The 17,495-nt window shown below is 53.9% G+C and carries 17 protein-coding genes and 1 pseudogene; 4 read left to right on the forward strand and 14 right to left on the reverse strand.

Translation table 11 applies throughout. The features are described from left to right. Positions 1–2: 2 nt before the first annotated feature. Genes spoT through gmk form a run of 3 tightly spaced genes read right to left on the reverse strand, consistent with a single transcriptional unit; the run spans position 3 to position 3,082 of the window. A complete protein-coding gene (spoT, locus tag FHW04_RS19540) occupies positions 3–2,108 on the reverse strand; it encodes a bifunctional GTP diphosphokinase/guanosine-3',5'-bis pyrophosphate 3'-pyrophosphohydrolase (protein ID WP_031375163.1) in 2,106 nt (701 codons plus the stop codon). A 20-nt stretch (positions 2,109–2,128) separates the two neighbouring features. Beyond that, positions 2,129–2,404: a DNA-directed RNA polymerase subunit omega gene (gene rpoZ / locus FHW04_RS19545; RefSeq protein ID WP_003851346.1), complete on the reverse strand. Its 276-nt coding sequence runs from the start codon at positions 2,402–2,404 to the stop codon at positions 2,129–2,131. Positions 2,405–2,458: 54 nt separating this feature from the next. Continuing rightward, complete coding sequence (gene gmk, locus FHW04_RS19550) at positions 2,459–3,082, reverse strand: guanylate kinase (protein WP_031375162.1); 624 nt, start codon at positions 3,080–3,082, stop codon at positions 2,459–2,461. 240 nt (positions 3,083–3,322) lie between these two features. Between gmk and ligB the strand changes: the two are divergent. Beyond that, positions 3,323–5,067, forward strand: a pseudogene (gene ligB / locus FHW04_RS19555) (NAD-dependent DNA ligase LigB). Here the strand turns inward: ligB and FHW04_RS19560 are convergent. From FHW04_RS19560 to FHW04_RS19590, 7 genes are all read right to left on the reverse strand, one after another. Beyond that, positions 5,005–5,622 carry a trimeric intracellular cation channel family protein gene (locus tag FHW04_RS19560; RefSeq protein WP_031375160.1) on the reverse strand — a complete coding sequence of 206 codons (618 nt, stop codon included), beginning with the start codon at positions 5,620–5,622 and terminating at the stop codon, positions 5,005–5,007. The pseudogene ligB and the gene FHW04_RS19560 overlap by 63 nt on opposite strands. Positions 5,623–6,209: 587 nt before the next feature. Further along, positions 6,210–6,854 carry an oligosaccharide flippase family protein gene (locus tag FHW04_RS19565; protein ID WP_031375159.1) on the reverse strand — a complete coding sequence of 215 codons (645 nt, stop codon included), beginning with the start codon at positions 6,852–6,854 and terminating at the stop codon, positions 6,210–6,212. 80 nt (positions 6,855–6,934) lie between these two features. Then, positions 6,935–7,201, reverse strand: a complete 267-nt coding sequence (locus FHW04_RS19570; protein WP_031375158.1) for a hypothetical protein — start codon at positions 7,199–7,201, stop codon at positions 6,935–6,937. Between the two features lie 434 nt (positions 7,202–7,635). Beyond that, a complete protein-coding gene (locus FHW04_RS19575; RefSeq protein WP_046289511.1) occupies positions 7,636–8,031 on the reverse strand; it encodes a hypothetical protein in 396 nt (131 codons plus the stop codon). Positions 8,032–8,171: 140 nt separating this feature from the next. Continuing rightward, positions 8,172–9,314: an alanine racemase gene (locus FHW04_RS19580; protein ID WP_031375157.1), complete on the reverse strand. Its 1,143-nt coding sequence runs from the start codon at positions 9,312–9,314 to the stop codon at positions 8,172–8,174. A gap of 191 nt (positions 9,315–9,505) precedes the next feature. Then, positions 9,506–10,429, reverse strand: a complete 924-nt coding sequence (gene lpxP / locus FHW04_RS19585; RefSeq protein ID WP_031375156.1) for a kdo(2)-lipid IV(A) palmitoleoyltransferase — start codon at positions 10,427–10,429, stop codon at positions 9,506–9,508. Positions 10,430–10,851: 422 nt separating this feature from the next. Next, a complete protein-coding gene (locus tag FHW04_RS19590) occupies positions 10,852–11,715 on the reverse strand; it encodes a YicC/YloC family endoribonuclease (RefSeq protein WP_031375155.1) in 864 nt (287 codons plus the stop codon). 157 nt (positions 11,716–11,872) lie between these two features. Here FHW04_RS19590 and FHW04_RS19595 point away from each other — a divergent pair, with 157 nt between their 5' ends. Beyond that, entirely contained in the window at positions 11,873–12,298 is a 426-nt protein-coding gene (locus tag FHW04_RS19595) for a DUF3574 domain-containing protein (protein WP_089562347.1), read from the forward strand. Between the two features lie 36 nt (positions 12,299–12,334). On the opposite strand, the gene FHW04_RS19600 is transcribed toward FHW04_RS19595, so the two are convergent. Beyond that, on the reverse strand, positions 12,335–13,519 hold the full coding sequence (locus tag FHW04_RS19600; protein WP_069729256.1) for a NupC/NupG family nucleoside CNT transporter: 1,185 nt from the start codon (positions 13,517–13,519) through the stop codon (positions 12,335–12,337). A 148-nt stretch (positions 13,520–13,667) separates the two neighbouring features. On the opposite strand from FHW04_RS19600, the gene rph reads away from it, so the two are divergent. Both rph and pyrE read left to right on the forward strand, forming a co-directional pair. Then, positions 13,668–14,384, forward strand: coding sequence for a ribonuclease PH (gene rph / locus FHW04_RS19605; RefSeq protein ID WP_031375152.1), 717 nt, complete (start codon positions 13,668–13,670; stop codon positions 14,382–14,384). A 49-nt stretch (positions 14,385–14,433) separates the two neighbouring features. Further along, positions 14,434–15,075: an orotate phosphoribosyltransferase gene (pyrE, locus tag FHW04_RS19610; RefSeq protein WP_046289512.1), complete on the forward strand. Its 642-nt coding sequence runs from the start codon at positions 14,434–14,436 to the stop codon at positions 15,073–15,075. 31 nt (positions 15,076–15,106) lie between these two features. On the opposite strand, the gene slmA is transcribed toward pyrE, so the two are convergent. From slmA to coaBC, 3 genes are all read right to left on the reverse strand, one after another. Then, positions 15,107–15,703 carry a nucleoid occlusion factor SlmA gene (gene slmA / locus FHW04_RS19615; RefSeq protein WP_031375150.1) on the reverse strand — a complete coding sequence of 199 codons (597 nt, stop codon included), beginning with the start codon at positions 15,701–15,703 and terminating at the stop codon, positions 15,107–15,109. A 118-nt stretch (positions 15,704–15,821) separates the two neighbouring features. Continuing rightward, complete coding sequence (dut, locus tag FHW04_RS19620) at positions 15,822–16,280, reverse strand: dUTP diphosphatase (RefSeq protein ID WP_031375149.1); 459 nt, start codon at positions 16,278–16,280, stop codon at positions 15,822–15,824. After that, positions 16,258–17,478 carry a bifunctional phosphopantothenoylcysteine decarboxylase/phosphopantothenate--cysteine ligase CoaBC gene (gene coaBC / locus FHW04_RS19625; RefSeq protein ID WP_089562344.1) on the reverse strand — a complete coding sequence of 407 codons (1,221 nt, stop codon included), beginning with the start codon at positions 17,476–17,478 and terminating at the stop codon, positions 16,258–16,260. Before coaBC ends, dut begins: the two co-directional genes overlap by 23 nt. Between the last annotated feature and the right edge of the window lie 17 nt (positions 17,479–17,495).

Genomic DNA, 17,495 nt, shown 5'->3' on the forward strand with positions numbered 1-17,495 from the left:
CACTAATTACGGTTACGGTGAACTTTGATCACATCCGGCATCACGCGAATTTTACGCATGATATTGGCCAGATGGACGCGATCGCGGGCGGTCAGACGGATAAAGGCGCTGTAAACCCGGCCATCGCGCTCTTCGGTGTTCAGGCTCTGAATGTTAGAACCGGCAGTGTTAATCGCCGCCGTCAGGTTGGCCAGCGCGCCCTGATGGTTAAACATATCGACCTTAATTTCGGCCACAAACTCCTGCTCAGTCACTTTGTCCCATTCAACCGGCATGAATTTTTCCGGCTCTTTCTGGTAACCGCGAATATTTCGACAGGATTCGTGATGCACCACCAGGCCTTTGCCGGGACTGACGTGCGCAACAATCGGATCGCCGGGAATCGGTCGGCAGCATTTGGCGAAGGTGATCAGCACGCCATCAGCGCCTTTGATCGGCAGCTTGCCGCGTTTGCTGTTGCTAATCGCTTTGCTGTCAGCCTGCAGCAGATTTTTCGCCACCACCACGCTCATCGCATTGCCAAGACCAATCTCCGCCAGCAGATCATCCAGCGAGGTCAGCTTCATGCGATCCAGCTCCTGCCTGATATTCTCAGGTGGGATTTCCGCCAGTTTACGACTACCGCCCAGCGCATGGCTCAGCAGGCGACGGCCCAGATTGACCGAGTCTTCGCGTTTGAGGTTTTTCAGTAACTGACGGATTTTGGCGCGGGCTTTGGAGCTGACGACAAAGTTAAGCCAGGCGGCGTTAGGTCGGGCGCCCGGTGCGGTGATGATCTCAATCGTCTGGCCGCTGGCCAGTGACTGCGACAGCGGATAAGGCTGGCGATCGACACGAGCGCCAACGCAGGCATGGCCAATATCCGTGTGCACCGCATAGGCGAAATCCACCGGCGTGGCGCCTGTCGGCAGCTCAACGATGCGCCCTTCAGGCGTGAAGACGTAGATCTCATCAGGGAAGAGATCGGACTTCACGCTTTCAATAAATTCAAATGAACTGCCGGCGCTCTGTTGCAACTCCAGCAGGCTTTGCAGCCAGCGCTGAGCACGAATCTGTGCCGTGGTGCCACTTTCGCCCGCCTGTTTGTAAGCCCAGTGCGCAGCGACCCCCATTTCCGCCATCTGATCCATATCCTCGGTGCGAATCTGCACTTCAACCGGCACACCATGTGGACCGATCATTGAGGTATGGAGCGATTGATAGCCGTTCGCTTTGGGGATGGCGATGTAATCTTTGACCCGGCCCGGACGCGGCTTATATAAGCTGTGCATCTGGCCCAGAACGCGATAGCAGGTATCCAGATCTTTCACGATAACGCGAAAGGCATAGATATCCATGATCGAGTGAAAACGCTGCTCTTTCAGCGTCATTTTGCGGTAGATCGAGTAAAGATGCTTTTCACGACCGCTGACGCGGCAGGGAATGCCCGCTTCCTGCAGACGGCCATCGATCTCAGAAAGAATCTTCTGGATCATCTCTTTACGGTTACCGCGTGCCGCCTTCACCACCTCTTTGATCACCCGATAACGGTTCGGATAAAGAGCTTCGAAACCGAGTTCTTCGAGTTCTGTTTTGAGGTGATGAATACCCAGACGATGCGCCAGAGGACTGTAAATTTCCAGCGTTTCCAGCGCGATACGGCGACGTTTATCCGGGCGTAATGCGCCGAGGGTGCGCATATTGTGAGTGCGGTCAGCCAGCTTGATGAGAATGACGCGGATATCCTGCACCATCGCCATAATCATCTTGCGGAAGTTCTCTGCCTGAGCCTCTTTCTTGTCGCGAAATTTCAGCTTATCCAGCTTAGAAACACCTTCGACCAGCTCCGCGACGCTCTTACCGAAGAGTTGTTCCATATCCTGGTAAGTGGCGGGCGTATCTTCGATTACGTCATGCAGCAGCGCGGCCATCAATGTTTCATGGTCGAGCTTCATTTCCGCCAGAATACAGGCCACGGCAACCGGATGGGTGATATAAGGCTCACCGCTGGAGCGTGTCTGTCCCTCGTGGGCATCACGTGCGACAAGGTAAGCTTGCTGGAGGCGCTTGATATGCTCCTCTGGCAAGTATTTTTCAATCAGTTGATTGAGGCTTTCAAACAGATACAAGGGTGACCTGCAGGTGGCTGTTAACGACGACCTTCAGCGATAGCGGTAACGGCCTGTAATTCAGCGGCTTCCTGCTCTTGCTGTTCCTGACGATCACGCACATCTAAAATCTGATTGGTGACCAAACCTTCTTCGATTTCGCGCAGGGCGATAACGGTAGGTTTATCGTTCTCTTCGGGAACCAGCGGATCTTTGCCGCCTACCTGCATCTGACGTGCACGACGTGCAGCGACCAACACCAGGTCAAAACGATTACCAACTTTTTCTACTGCGTCCTGAACGGTTACGCGTGCCATAGGTGTGCTACTCCACAGATGAAGAAATGACTGGGCATCATACTGAAACTGAATTCAGACTGCCAACAGTTTGCTGATTAAAGCATCATGACGCGCCTTCTGACGCGCCATACGCAGACGTTCTGCGCGAATAATGGTTTTCAGATCGGACAGCGCCAGATCAAAATCATCATTCACAATTAAATAATCATATTCGGCATAGTGACTCATTTCCGCCACGGCCTGTGCCATGCGGCGGGTGATCACCTCTTCGCTATCCTGGCCACGGCCGCGCAGACGGCGATCGAGCTCTTCTTTCGAAGGCGGCAGGACAAAAATACTCCGGGCGCTGGGCATTTTGGCGCGAATCTGCTGCGCGCCCTGCCAGTCGATGTCGAGAAATACGTCAACACCGGTCGAAAGGACCTGCTCAATAGCCTGGCGTGAGGTGCCGTAATAATTGTCGAAAACTTTAGCATGTTCGAGGAAAGCGTCTTCCGCAATCATCTTCTCAAATTCATGTTTTTCAACAAAAAAATAGTGTTCGCCATGGGTTTCACCCGGCCGCATGCCGCGGGTGGTGTGCGAAACAGACACCTGCGTATCATACAACGGCTGGGTCTTTAACAGAGCCTGAATCAGGCTGGATTTACCTGCGCCGCTGGGAGCAGAAACAATATAGAGCGTGCCTTGAGCCATGGTTTTCTTGAATTGATTAAAAGCGGAGTCGATTTCCTGCACAGTATACACAGCTTCCCGGCGCCACGCAGCGTTTGCGCAGCGGCAACGGCTAAACTTTTGCGCGTTGCTGCGCAAATCAGTGTCGACTGAACGTAATGAGTGACGGATTACGCGGCGATCTGTTCCGGATTGGATCACTGTCTCTGGCTGACGCTTACGTCTCTGTGTTGAATGACGCAAAACGTCAGGAGACACATTATGAAAGGATTTGGCGGGTTGCTGGTTGCTCTTTTGATTGCGGTGATGCCCGCTTACAGCGCGATGTGTCCCGCCTGGACGCCGGCGCGTGCAGCGACTGAAATCGGCCAGCTGCAGCAGCAACTTCAGCACTGGGATCAGGCTTATTATGGGCAGGGCCTTAGCGCGGTCAGCGATACGGATTACGATAATCTGCAGTCGCGCCTCAACCAGTGGCTGCACTGCTTCCGCTCTCCCCAGGCAGGTTACGCGGCGCAGCTGCCTGATAACGGTGAGCATCTGCATCCTGTAGCCCATACGGGGGTAAAAAAGCTGCCTGACAAACTGGCGGTGGCCTACTGGATGCAGGATCGCCACGATTTGTGGGTCCAGCCCAAAGTGGATGGGCTGGCGGTTTCACTGGTCTATCGCGATGGCCGTCTGGTTTCACTGTTGAGTCGTGGCGATGGGTTGCGCGGTGAGGAGTGGCTGAATAAAGCCGCCCTGATTCCTGCCATTCCCCAACGAATAAATAGCGATCGCGCGGAGATTGTTTTGCAGGGAGAACTGTTCCTGACGATGACCGATCACCATCAGGCGGAGGACGGCGGTAAAAACGCTCGCTCAAAGGTCGCCGGTGCCATGATGAGTAAACAGCCTGTTCCGCTGTTATCGCGCCTGAATATTTTTATCTGGGCATGGCCGGACGGCCCGGCGCAGATGCGCGATCGGCTGGCACAGCTGAGTCAGTGGGACTGGGCATGGCCGCGCAGTGGAGTCAGCCGGTCAGGGATGAAGAACAGGTCGCGAGCTGGCGTGAGCGCTGGTTTCATGACGGGCTGCCGTTTGTCACGGACGGCGTGGTGATTCATCAGACGTCACGGCCTGCCGGCAAAAACTGGCGACCCGGAGAGGGAGAATGGGCGGTTGCCTGGAAATACCAGCCGCCTGAGATCGCTACCGAAGTGCTATCGGTCGATTTTCCGATTGGCCGCACCGGGAAAATTGCGGTGGTACTGAATCTGCAGCCCGTTCAGCTGGATGATAAAACGGTCAGGCGGGTGAATATTGGCTCGCTGCGTCGCTGGCGGGAAAGCGACGTTATTCCAGGCGATCAGGTGATTGTGAGCCTGGCCGGCCAGGGGGTACCCCGGCTGGATCGCGTTATCTGGCGGGTAGTGGAGCGTCAGTACCCGCAGCCACCCGACGAAACGCGTTATTCCCCGCTGAGCTGTTATCGCTTTAGCGCCGCCTGTCAGAAGCAGATGCTGGCGAAACTGCATTGGCTGAGTCGAAAGTCGGTGCTGAATATTGCGGATGTGCAGCGCAATACCTGGCTGAAGTTGCTGGAAAGCGGCAGCATGCCGCATCTGTTTTCCTGGCTCACCTTAACGCCTGAACAGATCGCTATGGCGGCAGGCATCTCTTCCGTGCGTGCCGGACAACTCTGGCACCGTTTCAATCTGACCCGCCAGCAACCGCTGCGAAGCTGGATTAGCGCACTGGGCGTTTCACTGCCCCGCAAAGCCGCGGATGCGCTGCCCGATCAATACTGGGACGACCTGATACAACGGGATGCGGCGGCATGGCAAACTTTACCGGGCGTCGGCGCTGCGCTGGCTCAGCGCCTTGTCGACCAGTTTCACCATGCTGAGCTGCAATCACTGATCGCCTTTTTGCAGCAGCAGGGCATTCCTGCTGCCTCAGTGTTCCGGGTGGGGATAGTTGAAAATCGGCAGGCCGAGGCGGAAACGCAGCGCCAGTAAACGGGCAAAAAAACCGAACAGTAGCGTAATGATGATCACCGCTTCGTGCGCCAGCGTGGTTTTCAGCAGCAGGATGTACATCCAGCCTGAAACGAAGGCGATACCCGCATAAAGCTCTTTCTGAAACACCAGGGGAATGCGGTTGCAGAACATATCGCGCAGAACGCCGCCGAATACGCCGGTAATTACGGCACTGATGGCGGCAATAATCATTGCATGACCGGAATCCAGCGCAACCTGAGCGCCAATAATAGAGAAAACCACCAGGCCAAGCGCATCCAGTACCAGGAACACTTTGCGCAGATGCGTCATTAACGGCGCAGTAAAGGTAGTGATCACCGCAGCAGCGGCAACAATCATGATGTATTCGGGATGTTTAACCCAGCCCAGCGGATAGTGACCGAGCAGAATATCGCGAACTGAACCGCCGCCAATCGCGGTGACTGAGGCGATGATGATGACGCCGAACAGATCCATCTTACGGCGGCCAGCAGCCAGCGCACCGGTCATGGCCTCGGCGGTGATGCCGATGATGTAGAGAACAGTCAGTAACATAGCAGGCTCCAGTTAGACGGCGGCTAGGCTAAGGGATAGCGTAATAAACGGCGACTGAGATTTTATGGTGTCAGGCAGTTGGGATTAGCTGAGTTTATGTCTGCGTCATTTAAAATCAGTTATATCAGCTAAGTGGCTGGAGGCGTGTCCCGAGATGGATAAGAAAAATTCATCAGCCCTAATCCACCGAGCGAGATGTTATCTCTGCGGTTCACTGAACCTGGCGTAGCAGGCTGTACGACAGAGGTCTCTGTCATCCTGCTTCAATCTGAAATAGCGGTGAAGAGCGGACGCTGCGTTCTGGCGCATATCGGTACGCTGACTGCGATGAGTACGGTTGAGAACGGGAAGGGCGTGCCTGAATGGTAAAGCGGGAATCCGATACGACGGCATGAGCCTGGTTTATTAATGCCCGACAGCGGGTGCAGGGATTTTATAACGTCATCCGTGGGTCTGCAGGTCAGCGAGAACGATTATTCTTAGCCGCGGAATAATACCGTACATTAAAAAAAGAAAAAGCGTGCTGGTTCACAGCACGCCAACGCATCCCTGAGGATGCTCAGAGCCCACCATACAGACTTGCTTTATTATTTGTTTCTTGCACGAATCTGAGAGAATTTTTTCAGGCTAAAACGGTATTCCGGTTGGAACCATGAACGACCATAGTAGCAATAAATCAGCATGCGAATTGATGCCATCGCCAGATAACCCCAGATTGCGCAGAGTACTGAGGGAGTCAGCCAGACGGTAAATAAAGTGACGCTCAGCCCGGCTAATACCGAAGAGGTTTCAGCAAATGCGATACGGGTATATTGTTTTTCACGTTGTAATATTGCACGGTACTGCTGGCCCTGGGGGATAATAATAAACACCACAGACACCATCTCCAGCATTAAAGCCAGTTCAGGCTGATCAAACATCCGATTAAGCAGATGGCTGCTGACAAATAACAGACCAAACACCGCTGCACCCATCAACATATTGCCCCAATACAGGATCGAGAGATCGTTGATAGAGAGCATACAACGGCGGATTATCGTATTCGAGAAGCCCCGATCGGCCAGGGTATCGATAGCCAGTAACGCCAGCACTGCAATGGCCAGCAGGTTCAGTTCATTTGCCTGCAGAATTTGCGCCAGTAAAGAAAGCTGCAACACGCCAATGCCAATAATCTTAATCGAAGAGAGGAGAGACCATTTTGCGCTATTCAGACTGCTTTCACGTATTGCCATAATATGCTCGTTAGAGTAGAGGTACTCTGTGAGAATTAAATGTTCGTGTAACGGCAATGAGGTTGCTGTGACACCGTTAGTTAGTGCAACTTTTCCGGCCGAAGTCCTGAAATACCTTGCCAGGCTTGCCATGTTATTATGGATTCAATCAAATGATGCTCGGATAAAAAATAGATATCCCTGGAATATTCGCGGTTTCGTGTCATGGCGGAATCTCCCGCTGTTAATAAGAAGTCCGCCAGATCACGAATAAATCCTGTTGTAGTTTTATATTCTCCTGCCAGCATCCTGCCGGCAATCTCAACAAATTCTTTTTCTGATAACAAAGGATAGGTCGAGCGGTCCATGTCTTTTTTCCTGCTTTATCATTATGGGTATTGCTGTGTGTGGAGTGATTTATACATTGTTTTATTTAAATTAACACCATAAGAAAACTCTGATAACGCGACCGCAGGAATTAATGGTTTCACTCTATGCATGATAAATATTAAATACCTGACAGCAGCGTAATAAATATTTATTAAGGATTAATGTATATCACCGGCAAAGGATGCGACGGGTGTCTGAAAAAACGGCATGAAATCAGGCATTGCAAGGGAGATTGTGGTGATACTGCCAGGAGTTTTCCTGGCGACAATGCTTAAGAATAACTGTTGATAGATTGATAAACAGTACAGGTAATCAGCTAAGGGCTTTATGCTTTTTGACGCAATATTTTTGTATTTTTTTTCATTAACGGCCAGCCTTAAATACAGCAGAAAAAACGCGCTAACTCCTTGATTTACTGAGTCAGCAATTGATTGAGCTTTTCGAGATCTTTGCTAACCCATTCAATATCCTGCTTAAATTTTTCTTCTGAGGTTAATGGCTGGCGGTAGACCGTCACCACCACTTCGGCACCCTGTTCGTTAGCGATCACCCGCATCGGCATATAAATCTCCTTGCCAAAGCCGGTGTCAATCCAGTGATCCATTACGCCAAACGGATTATGGGGAGTGAAGCGAATCTTCACCGTGCCTTGTGGTCCTTTGGCGCGCCAGCGATTTCCTTCAGGTTCGAAGGTGCTGCTGGTTAAGCCGGATGCCCATTTTGGAAAGAACTCGGGTTTCCAGATGGTTTCATACAGATCTAACCAGTGTCGTGGAATCGTCAGGCTCAGAGTACGAGAGGAGAGCATGTTACCTCCGGCAGGGTAGCGGAAAAGGGCATTAAAGCATGCGGCTACGCCAGGTAAAATGTTGCGACGACAGAAGTGTGGGGTGGACAGGGTTTCGTACAAACCGCAGACAACAACGTGGGCTGTTGCCTGCGATGCAATCAGATGAAATTGCCGCGCGCGGAAACGGCGTGTTGCTCTGCATCACCCTGTTCATGGCGCAGGATAAACGCATCTGATTGCGCCATCACCGCACAGCTGTGGTTCGGGAAGATGCGCACTAAGCTGCCGACTTCAGGGCGGTGCTGCGGACAGAGCAGAAAACCATGCTCTTCGGATAGTTTGGCGATTTCATAGGTCTTGCCGATTGCATCAACCGCGATGCCGAACCCGCTGGCGTTGGTGCCGTGAGGGCCTTTATCTGAACTCAGCATTTTCGAGCCGGCATCTATAATCGCGAAATGCTCGTTTACCGCCACTACCCGGCTGATCACACTCAGCGCCAACTGGTCGACCCGGCTCAGGCCGAGGCGGCAGGCGGTAAGATCGAGCAGTGCATAATTGCCGGGACGGATTTCATCAATGCCGGGAGCAACATTAGCTGCCAGCGCAGTGGGGGTGGAACCGACAGAGATCGGACAGTCGGTAAAAACCGCAGCCTGAAGCGTCGCCTGTAGCTGCTGCATCAACGCCGCCTCCTGGTGGGCAATCTCCGCGATGGCTGCCGGGTTGCCGGCGCCATAGGCGTGGCCGGCATGAGAGATCAGCCCGGCAAAACGTAATCCTTTCTCTCGCAGCGCCTGTGCAATCACTACGGCCTGATCGGTATGCGGATTAACGCCGATACGATGTAATCCGACGTCAACTTTGATCGCCACTGACAGGTCGCAGTCGGGTTGCTGTTGCCTGGCATCCGCAATAGCCGCAACGCCCTGTAGCGTATCGGCAATCAGGGTGATTTTCGCCTGATGCTGTACCGCCAGGCGCAGTAGTTCTGCCACGCTCTGCGCCTGCACCACCGGATAGGCCAACAGCAGATCACGAATGCCGCCCAGAATAAAACTGACACCTTCACTCGGTTTAGAGACCGTTACGCCCCGGGCACCCAATGCCAGCTGACGCCGGGCAATCCAGACGCTTTTGTGGGTTTTGATATGAGGACGAAATGCGACGCCGGCTGCATCAGCCTTGCGCTGCATCTGTTGCAGGTTCTGCTCCAGACGTGCTGCGTCTACTTCGATGTAAGGTGTCAGGCGGTCATCAATCAGTGGGCGCTGCCACTGCTCAGCGGTATTGATATCCATATGATATTTCAACTCTGGCTTGCGGGTGAGTATTCATCATTCCTCAAATAGAGGTCTGATGCCAGCGCGTCATTCAAAGCTAAGAGCGTGGGAGTCATGCAGTGAGACGCGGGAGAAAAGGGAGCGGTGAGCGGAGGTTGGCTGCGAGATAAAACAACAAAGCAGGCGCGGGGCCTGCTTTGGGATCGGACTCAGACGTAGAGTGATGCTTCACCCGGCGGACGGGTTTTAAAGCGGCGATGCAGCCAGAGGTACTGTTCTGGTGCGCGCAGAATCTGGTTTTCGATCACCTTATTCATATAGGCAGCCGCAGCCGACTCGTCGGTGTGAGGATAATTTTCCAGCATCGGTTCGATAATCAAATGGTAGCCATCGTTACCAGGATTACGGATCAGCATAATCGGCACCATTGCCGGTTTAGCCAGACGCGATAACACGAAGGTGCCGTTGGTGGTTGCAGCTTTCTCCACGGCAAACAGCGGAGCGAAGGTGCTGCCTTTCGGGCCGTAGTCCTGATCGGGCGCAAACCACACTGATTCACCCTGCTTCAGCGCATGCACCATACCGCGCAGGTCGCGGCGATCGATCATCGCTTTATTAGAGCGCATCCGGCCTTTGGTCTGAACATACTCCATCGCCAGATTATTGTGTGGACGATACATCGCCATCATTGGCTGACACAGACCACTGATGCGACCGCCCAGTTCCAGCGACATAAAATGCACGCCAATCAGCATCACGCCACGCTTTTCATTCTGCGCAGAGTGTAAATTTGCCAGACCGGAGACGGTAAACAGGCGTTTGACCGCGCGATCGGACCAGAACCAGGCAATGCCGGTTTCGGCCAGCGCCATGCCCAGTGAAGCAAAGTTGCCCGCGATCATTCGCTCGGTTTTCTCTTCACTGATACCGGGGAAGCAGAGTTCGATGTTGCGACGGGTAATGCGCTCGCGGCGCTGCAGGAAATGACGGGAAATTTTACCGGCACCGGCACCAAGGCGCATAAGAACAGGGTAAGGAAGCTGAACCAGCAGCCAGAGTATTCCCAGGCCGAACCAGGTAAACCAATAACGCGGATGCAGCAGCGAACTGCTAAATTTTCCGGTGTTTTTCATTACTAACCTTCATGAGATAAATGGATGTATCGCATAAAGAACACTTCCATAAGTCTCCAGGCGGTACAGCTGTACTGATTTCGACCAACACTTTATCAAAAAGTGCCTTGAAAGACAGGTAATACCAGGAATCTACAGGATTGACCTGTTTCATGGATCGACGGGAAAAGGGGCTAAAAAAAGAGGTTTTAGGAAAAATAATAATTGAATTCAGCCAGTTAATCGAAACGTAGATAAAAATTTTTCCATGAATTTTTGGGCTGGCAGAACAGTCTGGAAATTATTATTTATCTAACTTTACGTAATTATTACGCGGATAGCGCCGAAAAAGTGACCAGCAGGCAAAAAGGCGTTATCGGCTTTTGAGGCAGATCGCTTAAAGGAAACAAAGCGCCCCGGCGGGCGCTTTGATAAGGGAAACGTTACTCGATATTCTGGATCTGTTCGCGCATCTGCTCAATCAGCACCTTCAGCTCAATCGCGGAGGTCGTGATTTCTGCATTGATAGACTTCGATGCCAGCGTATTCGACTCGCGATTAAACTCCTGCATCATGAAGTCCAGACGACGGCCAACTGCCTCTTTCTTCTTCAGAATGTTATAGGTCTCTTTAACGTGAGCATCCAGCCGGTCCAGCTCTTCGGAGACATCAACACGCTGTGCCATCATCACCAGTTCCTGCTCAAGGCGATTATTTTCCAGCTGCACTTCGGCATCTTCCAGCTTGGCGACCAGCCGTTCACGCTGCCATTTGATCACTTCAGGCATCTGCGCGCGGACTTTGCTGACTTCCTGTGAGACGCCTTCCAGACGCTGCTCAATCATCGCTTTCAGTGCGGTACCTTCGCTTTCGCGTGCCGCAATGAAATCATCCAGCGCGCCGTCCAGCGCCTGCAACAACTGCTGGTTGATCACGTCCAGGTCCTGCTCCTGAGCAGACATCACACCCGGCCAGCGCAGAATATCCAGCGGATTAATCGCGCCTTCATCGCTTTGCATCTTCACCCAGTTAGCGGCCTGCACCAGCTGTTTCGCCAGCGCTTCGTTCAGCATCAGTTCGCCCTGAGCACTGGGATCGGCATCATAACGCAGGTTGCACTCAATCTTGCCGCGCGTCAGACGCTGGCGAATGCGCTCGCGGATCACCGGCTCCAGTCCGCGGAACTGCTCCGGCAGACGGATATAGGTTTCCAGATAACGTTGGTTCACGGAACGCAGCTCCCAGGCGGCGCTGCCCCATTCGCCTTTAGCTTCGCGGCGGGCATAAGCGGTCATACTGCGGATCATAAGCGGTACTCATTTTCGGAAAGATGAGGGGAAGTATAGCGAGGGCAGCCACGGCATAACAGGCATAAGCGTCTCACGGCGAAATAACGAATCATTTCCGCTTTATACCACAGGCACTTATGATGATGGCTGGCCGACTATGTGAGGATGCCGATCTATGTTTCGCGTTATTGCTGTTCCCGTTGCGCTGGCTCTGATGCTGGCGGGTTGTCAGGCTCCCCCTTTACCGCCAACTAAACCCCAGCCGATTTGCGCCGGCGGTGACGTCATGATGCAGACCACGCTGTGGTTTGGTCTGAGCAAGCCACAGGGGGGAACGGTGAGTTCACTTGAGTGGATGAACTTCGTGGATAACGAGGTAACACCACGCTTCAGAGCGGGGTTATCGGTATATGACGCCAGGGGACAGTGGCTGGGCGACAATGGCCAGCTGGCGCGCGAAAACAGCAAAGCGCTGATGCTGATCCACGGCTTTGATTCGACTGCGAATGCCAATATTGAAGCGCTACGCACCCTGTATAAAAAGCGCTTTGGTCAGGAGTCGGTGATGCGGGTTGATGCACCCGTCTGTGTCGGGTTCTGAGGCGGGAAACGGCGGCAGACTTGCCGCCGTTGGCTATCAGATAAACAGACCGGCAAAGGCGGCCGACAGCAGGCTCACCAGTGTCGAGCCGTACACCAGTTTCCAGCCAAAACGTGAGACCACGTTGCCCTGCTGCTCGTTCAGTCCCTTGATCGCACCCGCTACAATGCCAATAGAGGCGAAGTTAGCGAACGAGACCAGAAACACCGACAGAATACCCAGTCCGCGTGCGCTCATGCCTGACGCGACTTTTTGCAGTTCAATCATCGCCACAAACTCATTCGCCACCAGCTTGGTCGCCATAATACTGGCCGCCTGCAGTGCATCGGCAGTCGGAATGCCAATCAGCCAGGCAAATGGATAAAACAGGTAGCCGAGCAACTGCTGGAAGCTGTAACCGAACACGGCGGCAAACAGCGCATTCACGGCCGCGATCAGCGCAATAAAGCCGATCAGCATTGCCAGAATAATCATCGCCACTTTAAAGCCAGCCAGAATGTATTCACCCAGCATCTCAAAGAAGCTTTGATCTTCATGCAGTTTATCGAGAGCGATGGGCTGCTGATCCTGGCTCTTCATCGGGTTAATGATCGACAGGATAATGAAGGTGCTGAACATATTAAGCAGCAGCGCCGCGACCACATATTTGGCTTCGATCATCGACATATAAGCGCCAACAATCGACAGCGAGACGGTGGACATAGCGGTCGCCGCCATGGTGTAAAGCCGGCGCGGCGGAATATCGCCCAGAATACCTTTATACGCGATGAAGTTTTCCGACTGGCCGAGGATCAGCGTGCTGACGGCGTTAAAGGACTCCAGCTTACCCATGCCGTTAATTTTCGACAGCAGGGTCCCGACAAACCGAATCAGCAGCGGCAGGATGCGCCAGTGCTGCAATATGCCGATTAAGGCCGAAATAAACACAATCGGGCAGAGGACGCCGAGAAAAATAAATGCCAGCCCCTGTTTGCTCATCCCGCCAAAGACGAATTCTGTGCCCTGTGCGGCAAAGCCGAGCAGTGTTTCAAAGAAGCCCGCCACCGATCCGACCAGCGCCAGGCCACTGGCTGAATGAAGAAAGAACCAGCCGAGTGCGGCTTCTGCCACAATCAGCTGAACGATATAGCGCAGGCGAATCTGTTTACGGTCATGACTGACCAGCAGCGCAAGGGCAAAGATCACCCCCAGCGCCAGCAGGAAATGAAGAATGGCGGCCATAATTTATTTAATCAGAGAGAAAGGAACGCGCATTTAGCCACAGTCAGCCGGGAATTTCATCTGATGATGCGGCGGACCAGCGCAAGAGACAGCGGGCAAGGAAGTCCGTATAATGCGCAGCCAATCATTAGCAAGCCGGAGATTACCCATGCGTCCAGCAGGCCGTAGCGCACAACAGGTGCGTCCAGTCACATTGACCCGCAATTACACCAAACACGCAGAGGGTTCCGTTCTGGTGGAATTCGGTGAAACCAAAGTGCTCTGCACTGCCTCCGTAGACGAAGGGGTTCCGCGTTTCCTTAAAGGCCAGGGCCAGGGCTGGATTACCGCCGAATATGGCATGCTACCGCGTTCAACCCACAGCCGCATGGCGCGTGAAGCCGCAAAAGGCAAGCAGGGCGGACGTACGCTGGAGATTCAGCGTCTGATCGCCCGTTCACTGCGCGCCGCGGTGGATTTGAAAGCGCTGGGTGAATTTACCATTACGCTCGACTGTGACGTGATCCAGGCCGATGGCGGCACGCGCACCGCATCAATCACCGGAGCCTGCGTGGCGCTGGCCGATGCGCTGAACAAGCTGGTCGCCAGCGGCAAGCTGAAAGCTAACCCGATGAAAGGGATGGTGGCGGCAATTTCGGTCGGCATCGTTAAGGGCGAAGCGCTGTGCGATCTGGAATACGTTGAAGACTCTGCAGCAGAAACCGACATGAACGTGGTGATGATGGAAGATGGCCGCATGATCGAGGTGCAGGGCACTGCCGAAGGCGAGCCGTTCAGCCATGAAGAGCTGCTGACGCTACTGGCGCTGGCACGCGGCGGAATTGAAGAGTTAATTCAGGCGCAGAAAGCAGCGCTGGAAAATTGATGTAACAGGCGACCTCAGAGTCGCCTTTTCTTTATTTGAGGAGTGAGAAATGAAAGCCTGGCAGCGTCAGTTTATTGACTTCGCCCTGAACAAGCAGGTGCTGAAGTTCGGTGAGTTCACTTTAAAGTCCGGGCGTAAAAGCCCCTATTTCTTTAACGCCGGTCTGTTTAACAGCGGACGGGATTTAGCGCTGCTGGGACGCTTCTACGCGCAGGCACTGGTGGATGGCGGCGTCGATTTCGACCTGTTGTTCGGTCCGGCCTACAAAGGTATTCCGATTGCGACCACCACTGCGGTCGCACTCGCCGATCACCACGACCGCGATGTGCCTTACTGCTTTAACCGTAAAGAGGCCAAAGATCACGGCGAAGGCGGATTACTGGTTGGCAGTCCCCTGCAGGGCAAAGTGATGCTGGTGGATGATGTGATCACCGCGGGTACCGCGATTCGTGAGTCGATGGATATCATCGGTGCGCACAACGCGACGCTGGCTGGCGTGCTGGTTTCGCTTGATCGCCAGGAGCGTGGACGGGGTGACATGTCGGCGATTCAGGAAGTGGAACGTGATTATCGTTGCACCGTGACCGCAATCATTACGCTGGCTGATCTGATTGTGTGGCTGGAAGAGAAGCCTGAGATGGCGGATCATTTAGCCCAGGTGCGGGCGTATCAAAAAGCCTACGGCATTTAAACAGAAGGCGGGCGTGATGCCCGCCTTCCCGTTATACCATCTGGGCAGCAATCAGCGGCCAGCGAGCTTCAAAGTCTGCGGTCGGACTAAAGCGAAACTCCGAGCGGACATAACGCGACAGTAAACCTTCACAAAACGCCAGTAGCTGGCTCGCCAGCAGCGTCTCATCAGACTGAAAGCCTTCACCCTCACGCATTTTGCGCTCACGCATCACCTGGCGCAGCTGCACTTCAATCCGCTCAAACAGTTGATTGATGCGCCCCTGCAGGCGATCCTGCTCAAACATCAGCGCATGACCGGTCAGAATACGCGTCAGCCCCGGATTACGCTCACCAAATCCCAGAATCAATTGCACGATCAGACGCAGGCGCGTCATGGTCTCTTTCTCATCTTTCAGGATCAGATTGATGCGGGTAATCAGACTGTCTTCGATAAACTCAATCAGGCTGTCGAACATCCGTGTCTTACTGGGGAAGTGACGATAGAGCGCCGCTTCTGACACGCCGACCGTGGCTGCCAGTTTGGCAGTGGTAATCCGTTGACTGCCATCACCCGACTCCAGCATTTGCGCCAGCGCCTGCAAAATCTCTTCGCGACGATTTCGCTTCGCGACTTTTTTTTCTGCCATGACCTAAAAGACCCCTGAAATTCACCTTAAACAGGCAACACCTACGCATCTGCCACAAGCACACGTCTCATGGCGATGAGAAAAAATAATTGGCGTAAGTGAAAGTCGGTAGCGTTGGTTATTGACGGCCTGAGTGACCGAAGCCGCCTTCGCCGCGCAAGCTGGCGTCGAAGTCTTCCACCAGATTAAACTCGGCCTGCACCACCGGGACAAAAACCAGCTGTGCCATGCGGTCGCCCGGCTGCAGCGAGAAGCTTTCCTGGCCACGGTTCCATACTGATACCATCAACTGTCCCTGATAGTCGGAGTCGATCAGTCCCACCAGATTACCCAGCACGATGCCGTGTTTATGGCCGAGGCCCGAGCGCGGCAGGATGACCGCAGCCAGATCAGGATCGGCAATGTGAATCGCCAGGCCGGTCGGAACCAGCGTGGTAGTGCCTGGTGCGATGTCGAGAACATCGTCGATGCAGGCGCGTAAATCTAACCCAGCGGAACCCGAGGTGGCGTAGGTCGGCAGCGGAAATTCTTTACCGACGCGCGCATCAAGGATTTTAACGTCTATTTTTTTCATCATAACGGCTGACAATCTCGTCTAATAATTGTTGGCCAAGGAGAGACTTATCGCTGAGCGGTAAGCGCTTTTCTCCATCCTGCCAAAAAAGGTGAAGAGCATTGGTGTCGCTATTGAACCCTTGTCCGGCTTTAGCAACGTCGTTAGCGCAGATCAGGTCCAGATTCTTGCGCACCCGTTTTTGCCGGGCGTATTCTTCCACATTCTGGGTTTCAGCAGCAAATCCAACCACGAAAGGCCGGTGCTCCTGTAACGCGGCGACGCCGGCAACAATATCGGGATTTTTTATCAGTTGCAGCGTGACGTTATCATCACCGCCCTGTTTCTTGATTTTTTCGGCCGCAATGTCGGCCGCCCGGTAGTCTGCCACGGCTGCGCTTGCAATGAAAATATGTTGTTTATCTATCTCGGCCATCACCGCCGCCTGCATTTCCAGCGTGCTGGTGACATCGACCCGTTTTACCCCCGCAGGCGCAGGCAGCGTCACCGGCCCGCTGACCAGCGTAACGGTGGCACCGCGTCGGGCCGCTGCGGCTGCGATAGCAAAACCCATTTTGCCGGAGCTGTGATTGGTGATGTAACGCACCGGGTCCAGTGCCTCGCGGGTGGGACCGGCGGTAATCATAATGTTGAGATGTTGCAGATCGTTGACGGGCGTGGCCCACTGTATTGCATGGTCGACGATTGCCAGCGGATCGAGCATCCGGCCCGGTCCGACGTCGCCACAGGCCTGGCTGCCGCTGTCAGGTCCCCAAATCAGTACGCCGCGCTGCTGCAGCGCCTGCAGATTTTGCTGGGTCACTGCCGCGCGATACATCTGTTGATTCATCGCCGGCACCACTGCCACCGGCGATGCGGTGGCCAGTACGGCGGTGGTGACCAGATCGTTGGCCATGCCGGCGGTAATTCGGGCAATCAGGTCGGCGGTTGCCGGGGCCAGCACAATTAAATCAGCCCATTTGGCTAGCTCAATATGCCCCATTGCCGCTTCTGCCGCCGGGTCGAGCAGATCGTTAAATACCGGATAACCGGAAACCGCCTGCAGGCTGAGCGGCGTAATAAACGCTTTAGCGCCGTCCGTCATCATCACGCGGACATCGGCACCGCGATCGCGCAGGCGCCGCACCAGCTCAGGTGCTTTGTAGGCGGCAATCCCGCCACTCACGCCAAGAAGAATTTTTTTACCGGCTAATCCCATCATGATGTTGGCCTCACTAA

It is taken from the genome of Pantoea sp. AN62 (assembly GCF_050432985.1).
Classification (GTDB): domain Bacteria; phylum Pseudomonadota; class Gammaproteobacteria; order Enterobacterales; family Enterobacteriaceae; genus Pantoea; species Pantoea brenneri.

Excerpts from the sequence above, each read along its gene's own strand:
- rpoZ (WP_003851346.1), bottom strand. The coding sequence starts at position 2,404 with ATGGCACGCGTAACCGTTCAGGACGCAGTAGAAAAAGTTGGTAATCGT.
- gmk (WP_031375162.1), bottom strand. The coding sequence starts at position 3,082 with ATGGCTCAAGGCACGCTCTATATTGTTTCTGCTCCCAGCGGCGCAGGT.
- FHW04_RS19560 (WP_031375160.1), bottom strand. The coding sequence starts at position 5,622 with ATGTTACTGACTGTTCTCTACATCATCGGCATCACCGCCGAGGCCATG.
- FHW04_RS19565 (WP_031375159.1), bottom strand. The coding sequence starts at position 6,854 with ATGGCAATACGTGAAAGCAGTCTGAATAGCGCAAAATGGTCTCTCCTC.
- FHW04_RS19570 (WP_031375158.1), bottom strand. The coding sequence starts at position 7,201 with ATGGACCGCTCGACCTATCCTTTGTTATCAGAAAAAGAATTTGTTGAG.
- FHW04_RS19575 (WP_046289511.1), bottom strand. The coding sequence starts at position 8,031 with ATGCTCTCCTCTCGTACTCTGAGCCTGACGATTCCACGACACTGGTTA.
- FHW04_RS19580 (WP_031375157.1), bottom strand. The coding sequence starts at position 9,314 with ATGGATATCAATACCGCTGAGCAGTGGCAGCGCCCACTGATTGATGAC.
- lpxP (WP_031375156.1), bottom strand. The coding sequence starts at position 10,429 with ATGAAAAACACCGGAAAATTTAGCAGTTCGCTGCTGCATCCGCGTTAT.
- FHW04_RS19590 (WP_031375155.1), bottom strand. The coding sequence starts at position 11,715 with ATGATCCGCAGTATGACCGCTTATGCCCGCCGCGAAGCTAAAGGCGAA.
- FHW04_RS19595 (WP_089562347.1), top strand. The coding sequence starts at position 11,873 with ATGTTTCGCGTTATTGCTGTTCCCGTTGCGCTGGCTCTGATGCTGGCG.
- FHW04_RS19600 (WP_069729256.1), bottom strand. The coding sequence starts at position 13,519 with ATGGCCGCCATTCTTCATTTCCTGCTGGCGCTGGGGGTGATCTTTGCC.
- rph (WP_031375152.1), top strand. The coding sequence starts at position 13,668 with ATGCGTCCAGCAGGCCGTAGCGCACAACAGGTGCGTCCAGTCACATTG.
- pyrE (WP_046289512.1), top strand. The coding sequence starts at position 14,434 with ATGAAAGCCTGGCAGCGTCAGTTTATTGACTTCGCCCTGAACAAGCAG.
- slmA (WP_031375150.1), bottom strand. The coding sequence starts at position 15,703 with ATGGCAGAAAAAAAAGTCGCGAAGCGAAATCGTCGCGAAGAGATTTTG.
- dut (WP_031375149.1), bottom strand. The coding sequence starts at position 16,280 with ATGATGAAAAAAATAGACGTTAAAATCCTTGATGCGCGCGTCGGTAAA.
- coaBC (WP_089562344.1), bottom strand. The coding sequence starts at position 17,478 with ATGATGGGATTAGCCGGTAAAAAAATTCTTCTTGGCGTGAGTGGCGGG.